General features: G+C 73.8%; 14 protein-coding genes. 10 read left to right on the forward strand and 4 right to left on the reverse strand.

What is annotated here, in order from left to right:
* Positions 1–5 precede the first annotated feature (5 nt).
* From B072_RS0115820 to B072_RS0115835, 4 genes are read left to right on the forward strand one after another with little or no spacing between them, the layout of a single operon-like run.
* Positions 6–926 (forward strand): hypothetical protein, encoded by a 921-nt coding sequence (locus tag B072_RS0115820; protein WP_018530937.1) that lies wholly within the window; start codon positions 6–8, stop codon positions 924–926.
* On the forward strand, positions 916–1143 hold the full coding sequence (locus tag B072_RS0115825; protein WP_018530938.1) for a Trm112 family protein: 228 nt from the start codon (positions 916–918) through the stop codon (positions 1141–1143). Before B072_RS0115820 ends, B072_RS0115825 begins: the two co-directional genes overlap by 11 nt.
* Positions 1140–1979, forward strand: a complete 840-nt coding sequence (locus tag B072_RS0115830) for an FkbM family methyltransferase (protein WP_018530939.1) — start codon at positions 1140–1142, stop codon at positions 1977–1979. Before B072_RS0115825 ends, B072_RS0115830 begins: the two co-directional genes overlap by 4 nt.
* Complete coding sequence (locus B072_RS0115835) at positions 1945–2541, forward strand: hypothetical protein (protein ID WP_018530940.1); 597 nt, start codon at positions 1945–1947, stop codon at positions 2539–2541. Before B072_RS0115830 ends, B072_RS0115835 begins: the two co-directional genes overlap by 35 nt.
* On the opposite strand, the gene B072_RS0115840 is transcribed toward B072_RS0115835, so the two are convergent.
* From B072_RS0115840 to B072_RS0115850, 3 genes are all read right to left on the reverse strand, one after another.
* Entirely contained in the window at positions 2538–3413 is an 876-nt protein-coding gene (locus B072_RS0115840; RefSeq protein WP_018530941.1) for an ATP-grasp domain-containing protein, read from the reverse strand. The genes B072_RS0115835 and B072_RS0115840 overlap by 4 nt on opposite strands.
* A 309-nt stretch (positions 3414–3722) precedes the next feature.
* A complete protein-coding gene (locus B072_RS0115845) occupies positions 3723–4892 on the reverse strand; it encodes an MFS transporter (RefSeq protein WP_018530942.1) in 1170 nt (389 codons plus the stop codon).
* A 270-nt stretch (positions 4893–5162) separates the two neighbouring features.
* Complete coding sequence (locus B072_RS0115850) at positions 5163–5879, reverse strand: FadR/GntR family transcriptional regulator (protein ID WP_018530943.1); 717 nt, start codon at positions 5877–5879, stop codon at positions 5163–5165.
* A gap of 125 nt (positions 5880–6004) precedes the next feature.
* Here B072_RS0115850 and B072_RS0115855 point away from each other — a divergent pair, with 125 nt between their 5' ends.
* Positions 6005–7480, forward strand: a complete 1476-nt coding sequence (locus B072_RS0115855) for an acyl-CoA synthetase (RefSeq protein WP_018530944.1) — start codon at positions 6005–6007, stop codon at positions 7478–7480.
* Positions 7481–7556: 76 nt separating this feature from the next.
* Positions 7557–8861 (forward strand): carboxyl transferase domain-containing protein, encoded by a 1305-nt coding sequence (locus B072_RS0115860; RefSeq protein ID WP_043244076.1) that lies wholly within the window; start codon positions 7557–7559, stop codon positions 8859–8861.
* A gap of 359 nt (positions 8862–9220) precedes the next feature.
* On the opposite strand, the gene B072_RS0115865 is transcribed toward B072_RS0115860, so the two are convergent.
* The gene (locus B072_RS0115865) at positions 9221–12889 is read right to left on the reverse strand and encodes a S8 family serine peptidase (RefSeq protein ID WP_026245884.1); all 3669 of its coding nucleotides are present in this window, start codon (positions 12887–12889) and stop codon (positions 9221–9223) included.
* A 179-nt stretch (positions 12890–13068) separates the two neighbouring features.
* Between B072_RS0115865 and B072_RS0115870 the strand changes: the two genes are divergently transcribed.
* The 4 genes from B072_RS0115870 to B072_RS45550 all read left to right on the forward strand — a co-directional run bounded on the left by B072_RS0115870 (position 13069) and on the right by B072_RS45550 (position 20896).
* Positions 13069–13458 (forward strand): CU044_2847 family protein, encoded by a 390-nt coding sequence (locus tag B072_RS0115870; protein WP_018530947.1) that lies wholly within the window; start codon positions 13069–13071, stop codon positions 13456–13458.
* Entirely contained in the window at positions 13455–15086 is a 1632-nt protein-coding gene (locus B072_RS0115875) for a trypsin-like peptidase domain-containing protein (protein ID WP_018530948.1), read from the forward strand. The genes B072_RS0115870 and B072_RS0115875 overlap by 4 nt, the downstream gene beginning before the upstream one ends.
* 73 nt (positions 15087–15159) lie before the next feature.
* Positions 15160–16182, forward strand: a complete 1023-nt coding sequence (locus B072_RS0115880) for an AAA family ATPase (protein ID WP_018530949.1) — start codon at positions 15160–15162, stop codon at positions 16180–16182.
* On the forward strand, positions 16172–20896 hold the full coding sequence (locus B072_RS45550; protein WP_158689195.1) for an SAV_2336 N-terminal domain-related protein: 4725 nt from the start codon (positions 16172–16174) through the stop codon (positions 20894–20896). The genes B072_RS0115880 and B072_RS45550 overlap by 11 nt, the downstream gene beginning before the upstream one ends.
* The last annotated feature ends 100 nt before the right edge of the window (positions 20897–20996 follow it).

The following is a 20996-nucleotide window of genomic DNA, read 5'->3' on the forward strand; positions in this document are numbered from 1 at the left end:
CGGCGATGCCCGCCGTGGCGTGGGGCGTCGGCGCGGCCCTGCTCGCGAACGCGCTGTACAGCGTCGGCTTCGTCCTGGAGAAGCGCGCCCTGACCCGGCTGCCCGAGGTGAGCGTGCGCCGCCCCGTACTGCTTCTGCGGCACGTGGTCACCAGCCCGTTGTGGCTGGCCGGGTCGATCGCCCTGGCCTCCGGGTTCGGCGCCCAGCTCGCCGTCTACCGGACGCTTCCCATCGCCGCGGCGCAGGGCATCTTCGTCTCCGGGCTCGTGCTGTTGCTGCTGCTGTCCTCGCGGCTGCTCGGCGAGCACACCTCGGGCCGCGAGCGGTACGCCATCGCCGCGATCCTGGCCGCGCTCCTCATGGTCGTCCTGTCGCTGCGACAGGGCAGCGAGACCATCGGCGGCGACGCCCCGGCCCCGCTCATCCTGACCGTCTGCCTGCCCTCGCTCGGCGCGGGCCTGTACCTGTACGCGGCCGCCGAGCGGCGTGCCCGGCACCGGCACCGGATGCCGACCACCGGCGTCGAGTACGGCGTCGCGGTGGGCCTGCTCTACGGCGTCAGCTCGCTCGCGATCAAGGGCGCGTCGGGCGTGCTCCCCGACATCCCGCGCCTGTTCGCGTCCCCGTACCCGTATCTGCTGCTGTGCACGGGGGCGTGCGGGCTCGTCATGTCGCAGGCGGCGCTGCAGCGCTGCCGCGCCTCGCTGATCGTGCCGGTGTGCACCACGGTGACCTGCCTGTTCACGGCCGTGCTCGGCACCCTCGCGTTCGGCGAGTCGCTGCCGCACGAGCCGGTGCGGCTCGCCCTGCGCGTCACCGGCACGGTGCTCGCCGTCGCCGTGCTCCTGCTGATGCCGAAGCACGACACCCCGCAACCGGACGAACCCGCCACGAAACCAAGGGAGTTGTTGCCTCATGAACCCTGACGACCCGCTGCTGAAGATCCTGGCCTGCCCCCTCGACAAGGGCCCGCTCGCGCTCCTGCCGGACGACGACGCGCTCTACAACCCGCGCCTGCACCGCCGCTACCCGATCGTCGACGGCATCCCGCAGCTGCTCCCCGCGTCCGGCGAGCAGGTCTCCGAGGACGAGCACGAGCGCATCCTGAAACGGATGGAGCAGGCGCGCCGGGTGCTCCCGTGACCACCCTCGCAGCCCGCGTCGCCCCCTATCTGCCCGCCCGGCTGACCGCGGCCGCGGCCCGCGCGCTCTATCCCCGCTTCGAGCCGGAACTGGCCCGCCTCGCCGACATGGTGCCGGTCGGCGGCACGGCCGTGGACGTCGGCGGCTGGTACGGGCCGTGGACGCACCGCCTCGCGGCCCGCGCCCGGCACGTGGTCGCCCTGGAACCGGTGCCGCACCTGGCCCGCACTCTCGCCGCGGCCGCGCCCGACAACGTACGGGTGCTGCAGGCGGCGGCCGGCGACCGGCACGGCACGGCCCTGCTGTGGCAGCCGCCGAACGACGCGCGGGGCGAGCGCGGGGTGTCGTCCCTGGTCCGCCGGGACGGCCTGCACGCGAACGCGCCGCACCCCGTGCCGTGCGTGACCCTCGACGAACTCCCGCTCCACGACATCGACTTCGTCAAGATCGACGTGGACGGGGCGGAGCTGCGCGTCCTGCGCGGGGCCCGCGAGGTGCTGGCCCGCGACCGCCCGGCGCTCTTCATCGAGCTGGAGACTCGCATCCAGCCGATCGGCCCGGTCATCGACCACCTGCGGGCGCTGGACTACGAGGGCTGGGTGCTGCCGGGCGCCACCTGGCTTCCGCTGCCCGCCTTCGATCTGGCGGCGCACCAGCGCGGCACCGCGCACCTGGCCGCGCAGGGTCTGCTGCGCCGGGCGCTGACCCCGACGGGCCGCCGCCCCCGCTACGTGAACTCGGTGCTGTTCCTCCCCGACGGGCGGACCCCGGGACCCGGCGGCGTACGCGACCATGGGGAACATGCCACGTCCCACACCGTCCACCGGCCCCGCTGAGCCCTTCACCCCGCTCCACTTCCAGCTGGTGCTGCTGCGCCGGATGGCCGACCACAACCCGGAGCTCGTGGAGACGGCCCGCGCCGACCTCGGCGTCTCGGTCGCCGACATGCGGGAGGCGAACCGGCGCTGGCAGGCGATGGTCCGCTCCCCGCGCGCCAGGGCGGCGGTCTCCCGCTACCGCTCGGTGCTCGGCGCCCCGGAGCGGCGGCTGATCCGCCGCATCGGCGACATGGAGTGCGAGGCGCTGCTGTGGCCGGTGCCGCTCTGGCCCGACCTGCGCTTCGAGGTGCTCCTCTCCCCGCAGGGCGCGGTCTGGAACGACTGGCTGATCCGCACCCCGGGCGCCCCGGGCCCGGCCCTGCGCACGCTCGCGGACCTGACCCCGTGGTCCTGCACGGTGGACGAGGCGGCCCGCGCGTTCCCGCCGGCCCGCCCCCTGGAGGGATCGGCGCCGACGCGGTGGGGGCTCGCCTTCACCGCGCCGGACGCGTCGGGCACGCCGCACGCGGTGCGGGCGGAGTTCACGTACGGGTTGCTGCAGCGCTGGACGCAGATCTAGGAAGCGACCTTGAGGATCGCCTCCGCGACGACCGGCACGGAACCGGGATGCACCGCGCTCAGGAACAGGTTCGGCTCGACCAGCTCCAGCTCCATCACGCACGGCTGCCCGTCGTGCCCGTCGACCAGATCCACGCGCGCGTACAACAACTGATCCCGCCCGCCCGGCACGGCGTCCAACGCCCTTTCGGCGACGGCGAATTCGGCCTCGCTGGGCCGCCACGCCTCCAGTGACGGATGGGCGACCTTCCGCACGTCGAAGGCCGTTCCCTCGGAGAGGACCGCACCCTTGCGTATGGAGTGCAGGAATTGCCCGCCGTAGAACAGCACGGCGCGCTCGCCGCTGATGTCGATCCCGGAGACGTAGGGCTGCACCATCGCGGTCAGCCCTTCGGCGTGCATCCGGGCCAACTGGCCCAGCGCGGTCGCCCGTTCGCCGGGTGTGTAGCGGGCGGCGTACCGGGCACCGGCGCCGGACGTCGGCTTGATCACGTACGCGCGGTCGTCCGGCAGCTCGGGGGTGTCACCCGGCGCGACGTACGAGGTGGGCACGGTGGGCACCCCGGCGCGGGCGAGTTCGCCGAGGTAGCGCTTGTCGGTGCTCCAGCGGATGACGTCGACGGGGTTGGCGAGCCGGGTGACGGAGGCGCACCGCGCGGCCCAGCCCAGGAACTCGTCACGCCGCCAGCTGTAGTCCCAGGTCGACCGGACGACGACGAGGTCGTACGACGCCCAGTCGGTCTCCGGGTCGTCCCACTCCACGGCGGCGGCGTCGGCGCCGCGCCGCCCCAGCTCCGCGACGAGCAGCGGCAGATCGGGGTCGACGGGCTGGTCGGGTCCCGGCCGGTAGGTGGCGAGGGCTATGCGGGACATGCGGGACTGCTCCTCGGGGTGCGGACTGCGGTTCTCGTCCCGAGGCTAACGCGGGGCGCCTTCGCGTCTGCCGGGTGCGCCCGGTGTGCGGCCTGCGGGTCTCGTCGTGGCTGATTCCCCGCGCCCCTGAAGGCCGCAGGCCTCTCAGGGCGCGGGGAACTGCGCGAAGCAGGACCACCGGCCGTCGGATCGCGACGAGACACCCGTGGGGCAGACGCAGATCTTTCAGGGGCGCGGGGAACTGCGCGACCGGCCACGACGAGACCCGCCAGCCGCATACCGGGCGCACCCGTCAGCCCCGAAGGCGGATCACCCGAGGCGACCACCCCGCCACCCCGAGATCAACGTCATCCCCACCGTCGCCGCCGCCGACACCGCGAACCCTCCATGCGCCCCACCCGCATCCACCGCCCGCCCCGCAAGCGCACCGGCGACGGCGACACCCGCCGCGCTCGCCGAGCCGCCCCAGGTGAACGCCTGGGTGAGGACGGCGCGCGGCACGGTCGACTCGGTGAGGAGCGAGAAGAGGATCAGCAGGGGCGGCACGGCGAGTCCGGTCAGGGCGAGGCAGACGGCGATCGGCAGCGGTGCGTCGAGCACGGTCAGCGGCAGGACGACGACGGCGAGCGCGGCGCAGACGGCGGTCCGCTGCCGCACCGGCGACAGCGGCCACTTCCGCAGCCCGTAGAGCCAACCACCCACCAGGGACGTGCAGTTGGAGACCGCGTAGAGCAGGGGCGCGAGATCCGGGGTGCCGCGCTCCACCGCGTAGGCGCCGATGGACACCTGCTGGGCGCCGAAGAAGACGCCGAGGGCGAGGGTGACCGCGACGAGCCGGCCGAAGGCGGGGCTGAGCAGCGCGCGTCCGGCGCCTTGTCGCGCCGCCCGCCCCTCGACCGGCGGCGCGGTGCGCGGCTGCGCGGCGAGGGCGAGCCCGCCGCCGACCACGAGGGCCGCCGCGAGCAGGGTGCCGAGGCGTGGATGCCCGGCGGCTCCGGCGGAGCTGACGAGGGCGGGACCGGCGAGGAAGGAGAGCCCGTTGGCGAGCGATTCGAGGGCGTACGCGCGCGGCAGCGCCCCGTCGGGCCCGTCGTGCAGCAGCGCGGACCAGCGGGCGGCGGCGAAGGCACTGATCTGCGGCAGTGTGGCCCCGACCAGTGCTCCGGCGACCGGGTCCGGCACGGCCCCCGTCACGAGCAGCGCCACGGCCCCGGCGTGCGCGATCACCGTGCACGGCAGGGTGCGGGTCTGCCCGAACCGGTCGACGAGACGGCCGAGTTGGGGCCCGGCGAGCGCGTCGGTGACGGCGAAGCATCCGGTGACGAGGCCGGCGGCCCCGTACGACCCGGTGCGCGCGTGCACCAGCCAGACGATGCCGAGCCCGGTCATGGCGAGCCCGACCCGCCCGACGCAGGCGGTGAGGAAGAAGGCGGCGGCACCTGGAGTGCGCAGCAGGGTGCGATAGTTCGCCGACGGCACGGCACGTCCCTTTCGAAGCCCGGCGGGACGCGTCACAACGGGGCCGTCGGCGTCCGGATGGCCGACCCGTGACAGCGCCTGAAGCCTTCCCTTACGGGCATGGAGCGGGGACGCGCACTCCACACCGACTCCGTCACCGAGCACATGGCTCTACGGTGATGAAGCCCTGAGCTTAAGCCCCCGAAAGGGGCGCGGGGAACTGCGCGAGCAACCACGACGGCGCCACACCCGACAACGAACACCCCACCCGAGACGGCGAGTTACCGCATCTCAGGCCCCGTCGATCCCCGGCTCCCACTCAAGCAACCGCACCTTGGCCACAGCCCGCACATGCCGCCGCATGGCCGCCGCGGCGCCGCGCCCGTTGCCCGCCTCGACGGCCTCCAGGATCGCCCGGTGCTGCGCCAGCGACCGCCCGGGCCGCCGGGGCTGCCGCAGCGATTCGCTGCGCGACTCGGCGATCGGCTCGTCGATCTCCGCCATGAACGCGGCGAGCAGCGCACTGTGCGCGGCCGCGGTCACGGCGGCGTGGAAGAGCCGGTCCCCCTCGATGCCGAGCCCGCCCGCCCCGATGTCCTCGGCCATCCGGTCCAGAGCCGAGCGCAACGCGGTGAGGTCGGCGTCGGTGCGCCGCTCGGCGGCGAGCTCGGCCAGCTTCGTCTCCAGCGCCTCGCGCGCCTCGAGAACGTCCGGCAGCCGCTTCTTGCGCTCGACGAGCCGCTCGACGGGCTCGGCGACATCGAGCCCGTCCCGCACCAGATACGTGCCGCCGCCGTGCCGCACCTCGACGAGGCCCTGCACCTCGAGAACGACGATGGCCTGCTTCACGGAGGCCCGGCTCACGCCGAGTCGCGCGGCGAGGTCACGCTCGGTGGGCAGCCGGTCGCCCGCGCGCAGCCCGCCCTCGGCGACGTACGCGCGCAGCCGGTCGAGCACCTGCTCGTACAGGCGCGGGCGCGCCCCCATCGGCCGCAGTGCGTCGGTCATCCTGGCCCTTCCTCGTCATGTGCCCGGCAGCGTACGTCCTTGACGTCGGCGCCTGCCACACGGCACGCTCGGATTGGCTGAGCCAATCAGCCAATCCAGATGCACCGCATCACGAGGAGCGACCCGTGCCAGCACGCCCGACCCCCCTCCTGCCCGCCCTGCTCGACACCCCCGACCGTCCCGCCCTGCGTTTCGGCGACCGCGCCCTGACGTACGGCGAGCTGGCGGCGGTGGCGGCGCCGCTCGCGTCCCGGATCAGCGGGTCCGCCCGGGTCGCCGTGTGGGCGACGTCCACCCTGGAGACCGCGGTCGGCGTGGTCGCGGCGCTGCTCGCCGGGGTCGCCGCCGTGCCGCTGAACCCGAAGTCGGGCGGCGGCGAGCTCGGCCACATCGTGGCGGACAGCGCCCCGGAGGCGATCCTGGCGGCGCCGGACGCCGAACTCCCGGACGCCCTCGCCGAGTTGCCTCGGATCGACGTGGCCGCGGACGCGCCCGTGACGGCGACGGTTCCCGCGCTGCCGCCGGAGCCGGCCGATCCGGAGACCCCCGCGTTCGTCGTCTACACCTCCGGCACGACGGGCCCGCCGAAGGGCGCGGTGCTGCCGCGCCGCGCGGTCTCCTCCACGATCGACGCGCTCGGGGACGCCTGGCAGTGGACGGACGCGGACACCCTGACCCACGGGCTGCCGCTCTTCCACGTGCACGGCCTGATCCTCGGCGTCATCGGCCCGCTGCGGCGCGGCGGCGCGGTGCGCCACCTGGGCCGTTTCAGCACGGAGGGCGTGACCCGCGAGCTGTCCACGGGGGCGACGATGCTGTTCGGCGTCCCGACGATGTACCACCGCGTCGCGGAGTCCCTGCCCACGGACCCGGCGCTCGCGAAGGCCCTCGGTTCGGCGCGGCTCCTGGTCTCGGGGTCGGCGGCGCTCCCGGTCCACGACCACGAGCGCATCACCTCCGCCACCGGTCGGCGCGTCATCGAGCGCTACGGCATGACGGAGACCCTGATGAACACCAGCGTGCGCGCGGACGGCGAGCCGCGCCCCGGCACGGTGGGCGTGCCGCTGCCCGGCGTGGAGGTACGTCTGACGGAGGACGACGGGACCACCGAGGTCGCCCCCGACGACCCGGAGGCGGTCGGCGAGATCCAGGTCCGCGGCCCGAACCTGTTCCTGCACTACCTCAACCGCCCCGACGCGACCGAGGCGGCGTTCGCGCCGGGCGGCTGGTTCCGTACGGGCGACATGGCGGTCCGCGACCCCGACGGCTACGTCCGCATCATCGGCCGCAAGGCCACCGACCTCATCAAGAGCGGCGGCTACAAGATCGGCGCGGGCGAGATCGAGAACGCGCTCCTGGAGCACCCGGGCGTGAAGGAGGCGGCGGTCACCGGCGCCCCGGACGACGACCTCGGCGAGCGCGTGGTGGCATGGATCGTCCCCGCGGACGCCGAACACCCGCCGACACAGGCCGAGTTGGCGGACCACGTCGCGTCCCGGCTGTCCCCGCACAAGCGCCCCCGCACGGTCCACCACCTGGAGTCCCTGCCCCGCAACGACATGGGCAAGATCCTGAAGCGGTCCCTGTCCGATGGCCGATGAGAAGCGCCCCGCGAGGGGCGCGACCGACCACGACGCCGCGGCGCCCGCCGCCGCTCCCCCGACCGCCGACAGCGAAATGGCGATCCCCGACCCCGGCAGCTTCCGGGAACTCCCGCACCCGCCCCCACCGACCGACCCCAATCCCCTCGACTGGCCGGACTACGACGCGGCCCGAACCCGCGCCGCGGCCCGCAGCGGCGCGACGGAATCCGTCACCACCGGCACCGCCACGGTCGACGGCACCCCGACGGTCCTGATCACGTTCACCTTCGGCTACCTGGGCGGTTCCCTGGGCCGGCGGACCGGCGACAGGATCGTCGCGGCCCACGAACACGCCCGCCGGCACCGCCTCCCGGTGGTGACGACGGTCGCCACGGGCGGCAGCCGCATGCAGGAGGGCATGATCGCGCTGACCCAACTCCAGCGCGTGGCGGGCCAGATGGCGCTCACCGGGGCCGCGGGCCTGCCGCAGATCACGGTGGCCCACGATCCGACGACCGGCGGCGGCTGGGCCACCCTGGGCGCGGGCGCCGACGTCACGCTGGCCGTACCGGGCGCGCAGATCGGGTTCGCGGGCTCCCGGGTCCGCCCGCCGGACGCGGACCCGTCGGCGTACACGGCGGAGGGCCAGCTTGCGGCAGGGTCCATCGACGCGATCGTCGCCCCCGCCGCACTGCGCACCACGCTCGGCCACTGGCTGCGCCTGCTCACCCGGCCCGGCTCCGGCCCGGCCGCGGTCCCGCACGCCCTGGGCCGCACCGACCTCCCGCCCACCGGCTGGGCGGCGGTGCGGCGCGCCCGCGACCCACAACGCCCGCGCGCCCGCGCCTACTTGGATGCCTACTTCACCGACCGCCAGGACCTGCGGGGCGACCGCGCGGGCGGCACCGACGACGGCGTGCTCTGCGGCTTCGGGACGCACGGGACGGGGACGGTCGCGTACGCGGCCCAGTGCGGGACGGCGACGACCCCCGCGGGGTACCGGACCGCGGCACGCCTGATCCGTCTCGCGGGCCGTCTCGGCATCCCGGTGCTCACCCTCGTGGACACCCCGGGCGCGGCGAACGGCGCGGCGGCCGAACGAGCGGGGGCGGGACCGGCGATCGCCGAGGTGTTCCTCGCGGTCGCCGAGTCACCGGTGCCGGTGACGACGCTGGTGATCGGCGAGGGCGGCTCCGGCGGGGCCCTGGCGCTCGCGGCGCCGGACCGCACCTGGGTGGCGCCGGACGCGTACTTCTCCGTCATCGCGCCGGAGCTCGCCGCCGCGATCCTCAAACGCCCGCCCGACCAGGCGGAACACACCGCGGATCAACTCCGCGTCCGGCCGCAGGACTTGGTGGACCTGGGGGTCGCACGGGGCATCGCGGAGGCAGCCCGGTAGCGCCCGCGAAAACGAACAAGGGAGCAGTTGTTCCCTGGAACAGGTGATCGTCGCTCCAGAGTTTGCATGGGGCACGCGTCACCAACGATGCTTACGGGGCGCAAGCAACGGGCTGCAGACCGTAGCGAAACGCATCGCGATGCACGTGCACGTCCCACACACGTAAGACGCAATACCGAGGAGAAGTACCACCATGAACCTGCTCACCGACATCCTCGCCGGCATCGTCCACTTCGTCGGCTGGCTGGTGTAACACCCGGTCCAACACCGCGGTGCAACACCGTCGGAAAGCACGCAAGCGGCGCCGTCTCCCCCGGTCCCACGGGGAGGCGGCGCCGCCGCGTGTTTCCCGCCGTCTCCTACTGGACGGGAACGGCCCTGACGACCTCCTGCGAGACGGCCGCGCCCTTGTCGTCGCGCGCCGAGGCCCGCAGTGAGACGTACTTCGCGTCACGCGGCACGTTCAACTCCCCACTCCAGGAGGCCCCTTCACCCTTCAGGGACACGGACTTCCAGGTGGCGCCGTCGTCGTACGACACCTCCAGCCTGCCCCCGCCGAGCTTTCCGGTGGCCGTGGCGCCCGCCGTGTACTCGGCGAAGATCCCGACGGGGAGGCGCTTCCCGCCCCGCACCGCGCCCGTGAGGCCGGTGTCCAGGTCGAAGCCGAGGTTGATGAGGGTGAGCGGCGTCGACCTGTCCGCGGGTGTCGCGGCCGACTTGAACGTCCACTCCGCGTGCCCCTTCGTCGCGAGGCCCCACAGCCCGGCGTCGAGCCCGGTGTCCGTCGTCACCTTGTACGTGCGTTCGGCCGGGGCGGCGTCCCACACGTACGCGCCCGAGCTCGTCCTGCGGTCGACCTCGACCCCGTCGGCGTAGACCGCCGTCTCCTGGGTCATCCCGGAGTCGGAGCTGTACGCGTCGCCGAAGCCGGTGTGGTCCGGTCCCGAGTCGCCCCAACCGGGCGTGTTCAGCGAGATGTTGTTGCCCGCGCGCTCCTGGCCCCAAGTGAGCCCGGTGCCCAGCCACGGGTGCCAGACCGGCTTGAACCAGTCCAGCTCCTTTCGCGTACCGCCCCGGTAGCTGATCAGGCCGCTGCGCTGCTCCCAGGAGAGCGCGGGGCCCGCCTGCACGGACTCGTGCCACTTCTGGCCGGCGCCCGTGGAGACGTAGTCGGTGCGCTCGGCCGGGAAGGCCACCCTCTCCAGGAAGCCGAGGCCGACGGCGAAGGTGTCGGTGAGCGAGTAACGGAACTCGCCGCCGTCCTGCGGCTTCACCGCGTGGAACTTCACGTCACGCACGGCGAGTTCACCCGCGGCGGGGCGGTAGACGAGCGAGCCGTCGGGGACGGAACCCTGGTGCCCTTCGCTGAGGTCGTACACCCACGGCGTGTACCGGGTGCCGGTCATGCCGATCTCGCGGCCCTTCTTCGCGGCCGCGGCGAGGACGGCGGCGCCCTGCGCGTCGACGGTCGCGATCTGCAGCGGCCGGTCGGTGTAGTCGTCGGTACCGAAGTAGGTGTTGAGACGGCCCGCCGCGTCGTCGGTCACGAACAGTGCCTCGGCGCCCGCGTCCTGGGCAGCCTGGGCGACCTCGGCCGGGGTCGTCGTGTCACCGGCGCGCACGAGGACGGCCTTGCCGCGCACGTTCCTGCCCGCGTAGTCGGCGGCCGTACCGGCACCCGCGTCGACGACGGAGAGCGTGCGGCGGCCCTCGGTGAGTGTGCCGCCGCTCTGCACGACGGCGTCCCGTACCCCGTCGACCTGGAGCACCGGCTTACCGAGCCGCCACACGGTGCGGTACTCGTAGCCGCCTTCGGTGACCTTGCGGGTGGGGGCGGCGAAGAGGCTGTCGTACTTGATGGGGACCTGGACGGCGTTCATGAGCTCGGCGCCGTTCGCCTGCCGGTCGGCCTCCATGACGATCTGCCGCGTCTCGGCGGTCCGCCCGACGTCGGCGGCGACCTCTCTCAACTCTCTTCCGTCGAGGGTGATGTCACGGTCGCGGTCGAGCTTGATCTCCGGGTTCGCGAGATAGCCGAGGCCGAGCGAGTCCTTGCCGTGGCTGCCGCGGACGTCGAGGAACGAGTCGACGTAGTACGTGCCGGGCGCCAGCCGCAACTCGACCGTGCCGTCGTCACCGGTGACGGCGCTCTGCGGGTCGGTGTGCGCGACGAGCTGCTGCACGGCGAGGAACGCTTCGGCGGGCGCGCCGTCCCGGTCCTTCACGTGGACGGTCAGCGTGTACCGCTCCTCTTCCTTCACCAGGCCGACGGCCGTGTGCGCCACGGCCCTGCCGCCCGCGCTCGCCACGATCTGCCCGCTGGTGTTCCCGACGGCCGCCTTCGCGCCGTCGCCGGTGACCGTCGTGGACGCGGTGCCGTGCGCGGGCACGGTCAGCGTGGAGTCGGCGAGGGTGGCGACCCCGTCGGGCGCGTCCTGCACGGCAAGACTCAACTCCACAGCTGAGTCGGACGAGTTGGAGTAGGTGACGGTTTTGGTCACCGGCTGATTGCTGTCGTACGGCCACTTGTAGTAGCCGAGGTCGGCGCTGCCGGTGGCGGTGATGTCGGCACCGATGGCGTCCGGCACGCTCACCCGCCCCGACCCCAACGCGTAGACGGAAGCGTCGAGTTGCTTGCTGCTGGACATGAGCGCGTCCTTGAGCCGCGCGCCGGTCCAGTCCGGGTGCTTCTGCGCGAGCAGGGCCGCGACACCGGCGACGTGCGGTGTCGCCATCGACGTACCGCTCATGGTCTCGTACGAGCCACTGCCCTCGACCAGGGAAGAACGTGCGGCGAGGATGTCGACGCCGGGCGCGGAGAGGTCGGGCTTGAGGGCGTTGTCGCCGACGCGGGGGCCCTGGCTGGTGAAGTAGGCGGCCTCGTCGGCGGAGTCGACGGCGCCGACGGTGAGGGCGTCGTCGGCGGCGCCGGGCGAGCCGATGGTGCCGGGGGCGCCGTAGTTGCCCGCGGCGATGACGAAGAGGGCGCCGGTCTCCGCGGAGAGGGAGTTGACGGCGGCGGCCATCGGATCGGTGCCGTCGCTGGCCCCGTCCGAGCCGATGCTCATCGAGACGATCTTCGCCTTGATGTCCTTGGCGGCCCACTCCATCCCGGCGATGATCTGCGACTCGCTGCCGGAGCCGCCGTTGCCGAGCACCTTGCCGACGGCGAGGGTGACGTCCGGGGCGACGCCCTTCTCCTTGCCGTCGGAGGCGGCGCCGGAGCCACCGACCGTCGAAGTGACGTGCGTGCCGTGCCCGTTGGCGTCGGCGACCTCCTCGCCCTCGATGAAGGACTTGGACTCGCTGACGCGCGCGGCGAGGTCGGGGTGCGACGGGTCGTACCCGGTGTCGAGGACGGCGACCTTCACGCCCTTGCCGGTGAGCCCGGCCTCCCACGCCTGCGCAGTGCCGATCTGCGCGTTGCTGTCGGCCATGTCGGCGGTGACGCGTCCGTCGAGCCAGACCTTGCCCACTCCGGCGCCGAGTTCGGTACCGGACGGGGCGGTCAGGTCCTTCCAGAAGGCCCGCCCCTTGTCGGCGTCGACGGCGGCGCCGCCGATGCTGGGCAGCGTCCGCGTCCGCTCGGCGCCCTTCGGGACGGCGGCCGCGGCGCGTGCGCTCCGTCCGGCGTAGGTCACGATGAGGGGCGTCGCGTCGGCCTTGCCGTCGGCGAGCCCCTGCCGTATCAACTCACTGACGTTGAAGAGCCGTTGGTCGAGAACGCCGGCGGCGATGTACGACCGGGCCTCGTCCGGTACGACCGTGACGTCACCGCCCGACACCTGGGTGCGCACGGCGCCGGTCGCGCCCTTCGCCCGGTCGACGGTGACGGCCTTCTTCCCGCCGCCGACCTCGGTGACGGTCACCTTGTCACCGGTCACCAGGGTGACGGTGTGCGCGGCGCCGGCCGCCTTGGCGGGGGTCGCTCCCGGGGCGGCGTGGGAGCCGCCGGCGGGCAGCAGCGCGAACGCCAGCCCGGCGGACAACAGGGCCGCGCCGCGTCTCGCGGCAGGTCCTCTGGACATCGTTGCCTCTCTTCGTAGGCGCCTCGGACCGGGGGTGGTGCCCGAGTGCTGCGAAGAGTGTCAGGGGGCTTGTGTTGCGGGGAAGTTGCCGTGGGTTGGCGGGTGCTGCCCTGGCGTCTTCCCGCCACCGGCGGCCACAATGGGAGCGGCTACGCAACAGCGCACGGGGGGCTTTCGGTATGGACGGCTTGGTCGAGTTCCAGGTTCAGGGCGACGACGGGACACCGGTCCTGTTCGAGAGGGCGATGGAGGACGACGCGGCGTCGGGCGCCCGGCTGATCTCCCGCGAGACCGGCGCGGTCCGCGCCACGAACTCGTTCGAGTCGTCCCTGGCCTCGGTCCGCTCGGCGGCGGAGTCGGCACTGCGCGTGCTGCGCGACGGCGCCCTCCGACCCGACGGCGTCGAGCTCGAGTTCGGTGTGAAGATGTCGGCGGAGGCGGGCGCGGTCATCGCGAAGGGCACGGCGGAGGGCCACCTCGTGGTGCGGCTGAGCTGGACTCCTCAGGGGCCCCGGGAGCGCGAGCAGCCACCCACCGCCCCGGACCCGGCGGACACCACCCGGCCATGAGCGCGGCGAACTGGCAGGTCCGCGTCGAGAGCGGCCCTCGCACCGGCGCCGGCTTCCTGATCACCCCGCGCAAGATCCTGACCTGCGCCCACAACCTCACCCCGGGCGCCCCGGTCACGGTCACCTTCACCCAGCGGTACGGCAGCGCTCCCGTCCCGGCCCGTCTGGAGAGCCACGGGGGCTGGACGGAGGACGACCGCGGCCACCCCGGCGACGTCGCCGTCCTCGCCCTGGACCGGGACGCGCCGGTACCACCGGCCGAACTCGCGCCGCCCGAGGCCGCGTTCGGCCACCCGGCACCCCGACTGCTGGCGCTCGGCTTCCCCCGCAGGTTCGACGAGGGCACGATCGCGGTGTACCGCGCCAAGTCCGATCTGCGGGTGCGCGGCCACTGGGTGGAGCTGGAGGCGTACGACGGCCACGGCCAGGTCCTGGAGGAGGGTTTCAGCGGATCGGCGGTCACGCTCGCCACCACGCACCAGGTCGTCGGCATGGCCGTCGCCGCGATCAACGGCCGCGGCGGCCGGATGCTGCCGCTCGACGTGCTGGCCGGCCACTGCCCGGAACTGGCCGAGCAGCTGTCGGCGCCGGCCCCCGACTCCCGGCGGGTGCTCGCCCTGGTCGAGAAGGTGACCCGCGCCCGCATCGACTGCGGGCCGGACAAGCTCTTCCGGTATGCGGTGGGCGAGTTCGGCCAGGATCTGCCGCCCGGCGGCTTCGACTCGCTGTGGGCGGCCGCGGCCTGGCTGCTGGCCGAGGCCGACGAGGAGTCGGTGGTGCGCTTCGCCGAGGAGCTGGAGCGACTGCTGAACGCCCCGGCCGCCCCGGCCGCCCGCCCGCGCTGGACACCCGTCCTGTTCGACGTGCAGCGCAGCGGCGCGGGCGCTGACCAGGCGCTCGTGGAGGTGTCGGCGTACAGCGGGGGTGTGCTCCGCCCGGTCGCCTCGACCACTGTCCACACCGCGGAGGTGTCCGTGTACGTGCGTGACGTCATCGATGACGCACTGGCCCATCTCCCGCTCGGCACAGCCGAATTGGTGGCCTTCACGCTGCCGTCGGCATGGCTGAACTGGCCGGTGGACCGCTGGCCCGCGGGCCCCGATGAGCCGACCACACTGGGCTGCGCCTACCCCGTCGTCGTCATCCACCCGGCCCGCCGCCACATCGGCAAGCACCGCCGGCTCGCGCACCGCTGGGAGAAGGCCATGGGTCGGCCGGTGCGCACGGTGGGGCGCGTGGCCTGCGACCGGGCCACGCCGGTCGGCCAGGACGCGCTGCGGGACGCCGACGTCATCGGTTTCGCCCGGCCGCCCGGCACCGCCCCCGACCCGAGCTTCGACGCGGCACTGACCAAGCCCGTGCCCGCGCTGCTGTGGCCGCGCGGCGACTGCGGCGCGCCGCACGAACCGGGCACGGAGTGCGCGGGCGCGACGTTCCTGGACCGCCTGGAACCGTTCCTCTCCGGCACCGACCTCACGGAACTGCCCCAACAGATGAAGGAGTTACGCGAAGAGGCGGACTCCGACAACGATCACTGGGCCGGTGACGTGCAGCTGCTGTGGGACGCCCCGCACTGTCTGCCCGACCCGCGCGACAGCCCGGCCCGTCACCGCTCGCCCGTAGCCTGACCGCCCACCGAATCCCCCGCCGAATCCCGCACCGAATCCCGCCGAATCTCCCGCCGACGAAAGATCGAGAGTCATGTCCGAGTGGCCCGTGTACACCGGCGCGAACGAGCCGCACGACGGCGTCGACCGGCTGCCTCCACCGCCGCCGTGGCGCGCGTTCGACGGCGGCCCGGCGCTGGCCACGCCCACCGACGCGGACGACGCGGCGGCCGTCTCACCGGACCGGGCGCACCGGGCGCGCACCTACCGGGCAACCGCCGAGAGCGTCCAACTCGTCAACGCTGCCCTGTACTTGAGGCGCCCGCTGCTCGTCACGGGCCCGCCCGGCACCGGGAAGTCGTCCCTCGTCTACGCGGTCGCCCGCGAGCTGAAGCTGGGCCCGGTGCTGCGCTGGAACATCACCAGCCGCTCCACGCTCGCCGACGGCCTCTACCAGTACGACCCGCTGTCCCGGCTGTACGCGGCGCGCGAGCAGGGTGCGGACGGCGCGGACGAAGGGACCGGAGGGGGCGGAGCTTCCGGGGTGGCCGATCACCTGCGTCTGGGCCCGCTCGGCACCGGACTGCTCCCCCACGACCGGCCGCGCGCCCTGCTCGTCGACGAGATCGACAAGAGCGACCTCGACCTGCCCAACGACCTGCTCAACGTCCTGGAGGAGGGCCAGTACGAGATCCCCGAGCTGGTCCGCGCGGGCGGCGAGGCGCGGGTGCGGGCCGACGGCACGGACCAGCGGGTGCCGATCGTCTCCGGCCGGGTCCGCTGCCGCGCCTTCCCCTTCGTCGTACTGACCAGCAACGGCGAGCGGGAGTTCCCGCCCGCGTTCCTGCGCCGCTGCGTCACGCTCCGTCTCGACCGGCCGGAGCGGGACCAGCTCACCGAGATCGTCCGCGCCCATCTGGGCGACACGGTCGACCAGGCCGACGTACTGATCTCCCGTTTCCTCGCCCGCGCCAACACCGGCGAACTCGCCACGGACCAGCTCCTCAACGCCATCTATCTGACCCGGGCGGCGGGCCTGGACTCCGCCACCCGCGACGAGCTGGCCGCACACCTGATGCCGGGCCTGGGACGGCTCGCGGACACCGATGCACTCTGAACTGGCCCGGCTGGCCGAGCTGTTACGGTCCGCGACCGACGACGGCACGGCCCCGACGGCGCGCGAGCTGGCGGAAGTGCTGTGGCTGGCACGGCAGTTGACGGGACCGGAGAGCTCCTCCATCGAGCCTCCACCACAGCAGACACCCGAGCCGCCGCTCCGGGCCCCCGCACACCCGTCCCCCGCGGACGTACCACCGCCGCCACCACCCGTCCCGTCCGCCCCGCCCGGTCCCCCGCACCCACACCCGAACCCCGAACCCGACCGTGTCCCGCTCTACGTGGACCCGTCCCCGCAGCCGACGGCCGCCTCCCTGCTCGCCCCTACGCCCCCGATGCTGCGCCACCCCCTCGCGCTGCAACGCGCCCTGCGCCCGCTCAAGCGCCGGGTGCCGGCCAGAACAGGCCGCCCCGTGCTGGACGAGGCCGCCACCGCGAACCGCATCGCCCGGCTCGGCGCGGCCCACGACATGTGGCTGCCCGTGCTGCACCCCGCGCCGGAACGCTGGCTGCGCCTGGCCCTCATCCACGACACGGGCCCGACGATGCCCGTCTGGCGCCCGCTCCTGCGCGAACTGCACACCGCACTCACCCAGTCCGGCATCTTCCGCACCATCACCGTGCACCCGGCCACCCCCGACGGCCGCGTCCCGCACCTGGCGCTGCCGCGCGACGGCCGCACCGCGGTGCTGCTGCTCAGCGACGGCACCGGCCCGCAGTGGCACCGGGGCCCGGCGGGAACCCGCTGGTACCGCACCCTGCACACCCTGGCGAGCCACACCCCGCTGGCCCTCCTCCAGCCCCTCCCCGAACACCTCTGGCGCACGACGGCCCTGCCGACCGCCCCCGGCCGCTTCACGGCACCGCACCCGGCGGCCCCACTGCCCGCGCTCCGCTTCACTCCGTACGACGCCGAGGACGCGCTCCCCCACGGCGCCCTCCCCCTCCCGGTCCTGGAGACGTCGGCACCCTGGCTGGCCAACTGGTCCCGGCTGGTCGGAGCGCCGGGCGGCGCCCAAGTCCCGGGCACGGCGGCATGGTTGAGGCCTCACCCCACCCCGCCGGCCGAGGCGGGCCCCCTCCCCCGCACTCCGGAGGACCTGGTCCGCGCCTTCCGCGCCACGGCGTCCCCCGAGGCCTACCGTCTCGCGGGCCACCTGGCCGTCGGCGTCCCGCACCTGCCCGTGATGCGCCTGGTCCACGCGGCCCTCGAACCCGACCCGCGCCCGCAACACCTGGCCGAGGTCATCCTCAGCGGCCTGCTGACCACGGCCTCCGGCCCGCCCGGCTCGTACGCCTTCCGCGCCGGCGTCCGCGACCTGCTCCTGCGCTCCCTCCCCCGCACGTCCCGAACCCGCACCCATGCCTTCCTGGCCCGGGTGGGCGGGCTCATCGACGAACGGGTGGGGGCGGCGGCCGGGGAGTTCCGGGCGAGTACGCGGGGCGCGGAGGGGGAGGAGGCGTTCGCGGCGGTGCGGGTGGAGAGTGTGCGGCGGATGGCCGGTGCCGGGACCCGCGCCCTCCCCGACCGGTACCGGCTCGGGCGCAGGCTGCGCGGTGGCATGGTGCGCATGGCACACGACCTGCGCCTGGATCGCCCGGTGCTGGTCAAGCTGCACGCCGCGCCCGACCGAGACGCCTTTCTGCGGGACGCCCGGGTCCTGGCCGGTATCGACCACCCCGGCGTCGCGCGGCTGCTCGATTTCGGCTTCACCGAGGACGGCGATCCGTACACGGTCGTGGAACATCTGGAGGGCATTCCGCTCGACTCCCTCGTACCGTCCGACGCGTACCGGTTGCACCAACTGCCCGGGGACCTGCTCGGCCGGATCACCCAGTCGCTCGCCCACGCCCTGACGACGGTGCACGAGGCGGGTTGCGCGCACGGCCGCATCGGCCTGCCCCGGGTGATGCTGTTGCCGGACGGCACGGTGAAGCTCTCCCTGTTCGAACCCGGACTGCTCCGAAGGGCGGCCGGGCGCGCGGACGACTGCGCGAAACTCCACTCCCTGCTCGTCGAGTTGGGCGCTCCGTTGGGGAACGAGCTCATCGCCCCCGACGCGCCGACCCGCACGAACGCCCTGAGTCGCCTCGCCCGAGACGTGCCACCTCTGCCGCGGTCCTCCCGGTACGCCTACGAGCTGCTCGGCCGGGTCCAGGTCACCCGCACGACGCCCGACGGCAGAACGCGGCTCCTCGACGACTTCTCACCGGACGAGCAAGCCCTGCTGTGCATGCTGCTGCTCAAACCCGGCCTCCCCGTCCCGATGGCCGAACTCGCCCAGGGCATCCGGGGCGATGCAGCCCCCGGCGCCACCACACCGTCGGTGGAAGACACCGCCCTGGGCCTGCGCCTTCGTCCCGACGCCTTCGGGCTCGCGACCCTCCCCGACGCCTACGCCCTGCACACCAGCACCGACACCGTGGACGCGATCCGTCTCCAGACCCACGTCACCGAAGCGGAACGGGACCGCGCGGCGGGCGACCTCCAGTCCGCCCGGAACCACCTCTCCGTAGCCCTCTCCCTGTACCGCGGCACCCCCCTCGACGGAGTCCCCGGCCCCGCCGCGGCCACCGCCCGCACCCGCCTGACCCAGCTCCGCCTCGCCCTCCTCGGACAGCGCGCCGAACTCGACCTCGACCTGGGCGAACCGGAGCGCGCCGCCGAGGCCCTCGCCGGGCTGGTCCGCGAGCACCCCTCCCGGGAGGACTTCCGGCGCCTCCAGATGATCGCCCTGCGGCAGCTGGGCAGGATCGACGAGGCGCTGGAGTCGTTCGAGGACTACGAGGGGTACCTGGCGGAGAACGGCCGCGTCGGGGCGGTCCTGACGGAACTGCGCCGGGACCTGATGGCAGCACGCGATGTGGCCGCGGGCCACACGATCGTCCTGTTCGAGAGCCCCGGTGGAGCGACTCCAGAACTCGGTCACCAGCTGGACCGGTTGATGCTGATGGCGCAGCTGACCCCGCACTCGCCCCGGCCGGCCCCGCATCCGCACGGCTACGAGATCCAGCTCAGTACGGCGGACGCCACCGTGCGGCTCCTCACCGCGACGGTGACCGAGCTTCCGCCGGACGCCCACCTCTCCGCGGTCTTCTGGCCGGCGGGCCCCGGGCGCCGGGCGGAGCGCGACGCGGTGGGCGAGGAACTCGTCGGCACCGGAGCCCTGTCCCAGGTAGCCGCGCACCCCGCGATCATCGACCGGGGCACGGCCACGTCGCTGGGCCTGCACACCAGGCGCGTCGACGCCACGTCCTCGTACTGGTACCGCTCGCTGACCCGGTTCACCCAGGACGACCGCGACCACGTGGTGGCGGCGCTCGGCGCGCTGCCCGCCATGGCGGACTTCGACACCCGCGACCGGCTCGCGGGCGAGCTGAGCACACAACTGGATCGCCGCGTCCACGTGCCCGGCGACGACGCCGAGGCAGACCTACGCATCCTGGCGAGCGTGGCGCTGAGCAGTGCCGACGGCGAACGGGCGCTGATCGATACCGTCGCCATCGTCCTGGGTCCGGACGCCGCCGAGGAATGTGAGCGGCGCCTCGGCCACGTGGAGGCCGACCCGCTCCAGGAACCGTTGATCCGCGGCCCGCTGCCCATGCCGTCCGAGAGCACTGCGCCCACTGCCCTCGACGACCGCACGGCACTCGTCTACCGCCACCCCTCCGGCAGCCTCGGCCTGGACCCGCCCGACGAGTCCGACCTGCTGTGGGAGTACTACGAGGTCGATCTCACCGAGCGCGAGATCCCCGTCGAGGAGGGCGTCCTCACCCGGGTCCAGGTCAGTGACCCGGTACAGGCCGTCCAGAACGCGTCCCTCGACCTGGCCTCCACGCTGGCCGAACGCCTGGAGACCGAGGCCGCCCGCCTCCCGTCACCCCTCGACGTCGAGAAAGTGCTGCGCCGCCTGAACCGCTGGCCGGTGCCCGGGTACGTGGTGCGCTGGGAGCTGTCGTCGCCGTCCGCCCTCGTGCGGGCCCGCACACGCCCGGACACGGACACACGAGCCGACAGCGGTGACCGTCTCACCCGCGCCCTGGCCACCGCCGAGTCCTACCTCCTCGCCTTCGACGGCCCCCTCGTACAGCTCTACGCCCGCGCCCGCGACGCCGCCCGCGAACTCACCGCCCTGGCCACCGAACTCCGCGACCCGGACGACGCGTTGACCGGCGTACCCCTGGAGGAGCCCCTCGAACTCGACATCCACCCCCTCGACGTTCTGCGGACCTTCGCCCGCACCCCCCGCCTCGCCCGCACCCTGCGCGCCCGCCTCGACGAGATCGAGCTCCGTGCTCTGCGTACCGCCCGGCCGACCCGCGACGCCGACCTCCTCGTGCGCACCCTGAACTCCACGGGCCGCCCGGTCTCGGTCGTCTCCGACGTGTCGCCGCACGTCATCTCGGCGTACCTGGCAAGCCGTTCACCGGCGGTACGCGCTGGGGTGCACGGGCGCTCCGCGGATCCGGCCCTCCTGATGCCGCACCCCGACGCCCTGCACCGGGCGCTGCACCGGCCCGGCTCCCCCACCCCGCACGGCGTCCTGATCGGCTCGTCCCCGGCGGAGCTGCTCGCCGCGCGGGCGATCGGCCTGCCATTCATCGGCTACGCGGCGTCGGCCAAGCACGCGAGCACTCTGACGGGGCTGGGCGCCCGCCTCGTCGTACGCGACCTGTCGCAGCTGGTCGACGCCGTGCGCGGAAGTGCCTCGTAGGAGCCGTCCGGCAAAGTGGCGCAGCGTCAGAAATGTGACCGGCACTGACCTGTTCACGCGCGCGCCCGGCGCAATTCCGCCCCGTACGGCCTACCTCAGC

Source organism: Streptomyces sp. HmicA12 (genome assembly GCF_000373565.1).
Classification (GTDB): Bacteria; Actinomycetota; Actinomycetes; order Streptomycetales; family Streptomycetaceae; genus Streptomyces.